Raw genomic sequence first — 3,270 nt, forward strand, 5'->3', positions numbered from 1 at the left:
ACTGGGTTATGTAAGTCCGATTGATTACAAACTTGAACACCTTAAAAAAGTTGTCTAGTTTAGTGTTGACATACCAAATATATACTATTGATGGTAAAAGGAGCTCTAGAGTTCTTGAAAATTAATCTAAGGAGTGAAAAGTAGAATGAAAGAATTTGAAGATAAGTTTAGTGAATTGCAAGCAGATATGATATCCATATGTATGGAATATGTTGAAGATAGAGCAGATAAAGTGTATGTTTATGCTTCACGTGAAGAAGGAGTTACTGCGAGCGATTTTTTTTATATGATTAACGATAAGTATGTAGAGCCTCATAAATTGAATGATGCATTGGAGAATGAGGAAGAAAGCTATGATGTATCTGCAGAACGAAATTTTATGGTATTAGATATCTTAAATGAAGATATGGGAAAAATCAAAGCATTGTGCAAAGAATATAAAAGAGATATGCCCACTGAGATGAAATTAATATATGATGTAAAGAGTGGGAACTTCAAAGCTGAATACAAGTATGATTTAGTTTATACGCATGATGAGATTAAAACGGCCACTCATATTTTTAATGAGTGGTTTGATGAGATAAAAAATAATAACCTTTAATTTGTTTACACTCGAAGATACGCTCTAATTTGAATTCATGACTCATTAAGGTTGTACCTTCAAGGTGTGTCAATGTAATTTTAATATTAGGTAATAAGAACGAAAATAGGGCGGGATAACATTTTAATAGATAGGACCCCTCATAGATGTCATACTGTCAACATTAAAACATGAAACTTAATGATTTATTTAGAAAATGAACCTAAAGCGCTTGATTGTCTACTAAAGGCAACGAGTGCTTTTTAGCGTTATAGCGTTAAAAATTAAAAGAGCATAATACACTAGAGTAGGTAAGGGTATGGGTGTTTTGTACCATGTCCAAAGAATCTCAGAAATAGAGGTTATGTTCAAGCAAAATCCAAAACACAATACAGAAGAATTTTCAAGACAGTTAAAAGACCAAGAAAAAGGGTTGAATGATTTAACTATTGAAGAGTATTTAAAGAATAGAGAAAGATATATAGAAGAAGGAAGAGCTTTAGAAGGGAATGCAGCTCAAAAACTTGCTAGAAAAGAAGCTTTAAAAGAAAAAGTTTTAGAATTACGTAAACAAGGATTGTCTAGACAAGACGCAAACAAAAAAGCAAATGAATGGTTAGAAACTCAAGCTGCTCTCCATAACCCGGATCAAATTGCGGGAGGTAATCCTATTAATATAGGTGGAATGGGGGATAAAAAAGTTAATTCTTCTATTGGTTCTCAATGGAAATACAGAATAGATGTATTAGATGAACAAATAAGAGAGCTATCAAAAACCATGGTTGAATCAGAAAGAAAATCAACATATTTAAATATTAAATTAATGAATTAATTATTGGAGGGAGAATAATTTGTCAAATAATGCATTTGAAGGATTTATATTAGAAGAAAAAATTGATAAAGAAGTCATCGATAAATATAAAGAGAAGATACCAGAACAAATAACAGAAATATGGAGGCAATACGGGTTTGGGAGTATATTAAAAGGTTATTTAAAATTGGTAAACCCTGATGTATTTGAAGAACTTTTAAAAGATGTATATATAAGAAGCGAAGATGCTATTCCGTTATTTGCTACATCTATGGGCGATATAATTGTTTGGGAAAAAGGAAGATATTTAAACTTGCTAAATTTTAGAAAGGGGAATGTAAATGTTATTTCAGCTGGTTTTGACTTTTTTCTAGATGATTTAAATGATAATAGCTTTATTGTTGAAGAATTAGAATGGAATCCTTATCCTGAAGCAGTTGATAAATATGGAGAACCAGATTTTGATGAATGTTTTGGTTATACCCCTCTCCTTGGATTAGGTGGACCAGATAAAGTGGAAAACCTGAAAAAGGTGAAACTTATTGAACATATTTATCTGATTACTCAATTCATGGGCCAATCGAATAAGGGGGAACCAATCAAGTTGAAAAGATTATGATTATAATTATGAAGATCTATCAGATTCAGATAATCACGAAAGAAGGGGTATTTGGGAATATACTTGCTTGGGTCTTTTACATGAATCTGAATATGATAAGAATATTTTAGAAGAATACCTTAAGAATGAATATTGGAGGACAAGAAGAGCTTGTTCTTTTGAATGACCTTAACGCAAAAGTTAAGGTCTTTTGTCTTTTCATTGTTGAAATATGAAAATGGATCATCTTACGCCATATCGGGCTCTTCCGATAATAGGCCGTAAGGACTTAAAATCATACAGATTTACTTCAAGGCAAGGTTGCTTAGAAAAAAGTAGCGAGTGGTACAAAGTTCGTCCCTTACAGCAAGGAATTTGCGCAAAAGCAGGTTCAGAAGGTTCAAGCTACAATAACAGACATCGCGAGATCAGGAAAAACCACGTTAAAAAATATAGGTGAAGCAATCGGTAAAAAAGAAATCCCTAAACGGATAAGTATGGAACAAGTATCCCTCGCAGGAGGACCAACCCTTCGCCAAGTTATGATGGAAAAGCAGACAATTAAGGAAGCCTATCAGAAATTTCACGGTGAAGGATAGCAAAGTAGAGGGTGTTTCAGGGGAGAGTGTTCCTAAAGGTACGGGTAAAGTATATCCAACAAGACAAATAGATCCGGTAGCAGAAGCACATATAATTGATAGAGTGAAAGAGATAAGAGGTAATTTAATTCCCAGGAGAAGCCCATACTTCCAAAGTATAATTTATTATTTGGAGATATGATTTTCGCGCTGGATCAAAAGAATTCCGGGATCATTGATGAAGCTAACATGGAAGCGTGGCCAAATACGATGAAGAATTTAATGAATGTATATAAGGATGCGAAAATCGTTATTCCAGGTCATAAAACTTGGGGAGATTTCAGTTTGCTCCCACATACATTGGAGATTGTACAGAACCATGTAAAATGAATCCCCTTCTAAACTTTTAGCAACTTGTCCACACCTTCGATAAGTCCATGCATATACAATAGTAAGGAGGGTGTTAGGATGGAAATATATTGTTGTTATGTAGAAAAATGTTTTGAGAATAATGACCCCAGTAAAGTATGGGTGCCCAGAAAGCGTTGTAAATGTAAAAAATGCAAGAAAAAGCACCATTAAACTGTAAGGCAGTTGTTCTACAAGGGCAGTCCTAGTGGCTGCCCTTTTTGTGCGCCCGGCATGGGTGCAATCTATAGGGTGAAAGTCCCGAACCATGAAGGCAGTAGTAGTGGTTAGCTTA

Annotated in this window: 4 protein-coding genes and 2 pseudogenes; all 6 read left to right on the forward strand. The window is 34.0% G+C overall.

Annotated elements, in window-relative coordinates:
* Positions 1-145 precede the first annotated feature (145 nt).
* The 6 genes and pseudogenes from N9I19_RS24260 (at position 146) to N9I19_RS24280 (ending at position 2,957) form a co-directional block, all read left to right on the forward strand.
* On the forward strand, positions 146-601 hold the full coding sequence (locus tag N9I19_RS24260; RefSeq protein WP_089363861.1) for an immunity protein YezG family protein: 456 nt from the start codon (positions 146-148) through the stop codon (positions 599-601).
* Positions 602-899: 298 nt separating this feature from the next.
* Positions 900-1,412, forward strand: a complete 513-nt coding sequence (locus N9I19_RS24265; RefSeq protein ID WP_317779260.1) for a polymorphic toxin type 15 domain-containing protein — start codon at positions 900-902, stop codon at positions 1,410-1,412.
* Between the two features lie 19 nt (positions 1,413-1,431).
* Positions 1,432-2,010 carry a T6SS immunity protein Tdi1 domain-containing protein gene (locus tag N9I19_RS24270; protein ID WP_317779261.1) on the forward strand — a complete coding sequence of 193 codons (579 nt, stop codon included), beginning with the start codon at positions 1,432-1,434 and terminating at the stop codon, positions 2,008-2,010.
* 10 nt (positions 2,011-2,020) lie between these two features.
* Positions 2,021-2,176 (forward strand): annotated as a pseudogene (locus N9I19_RS24275) (hypothetical protein); the annotation flags it as partial.
* Positions 2,177-2,616: 440 nt separating this feature from the next.
* Positions 2,617-2,715 (forward strand): annotated as a pseudogene (locus tag N9I19_RS25510) (deaminase domain-containing protein); the annotation flags it as partial.
* A gap of 50 nt (positions 2,716-2,765) precedes the next feature.
* The gene (locus N9I19_RS24280; RefSeq protein WP_317779262.1) at positions 2,766-2,957 is read left to right on the forward strand and encodes an MBL fold metallo-hydrolase; all 192 of its coding nucleotides are present in this window, start codon (positions 2,766-2,768) and stop codon (positions 2,955-2,957) included.
* Positions 2,958-3,270: the final 313 nt, after the last annotated feature.

Source organism: Peribacillus sp. CSMR9, from assembly GCF_033141925.1.
GTDB classification, from domain to species: domain Bacteria; phylum Bacillota; class Bacilli; order Bacillales; family DSM-1321; genus Peribacillus; species Peribacillus simplex_A.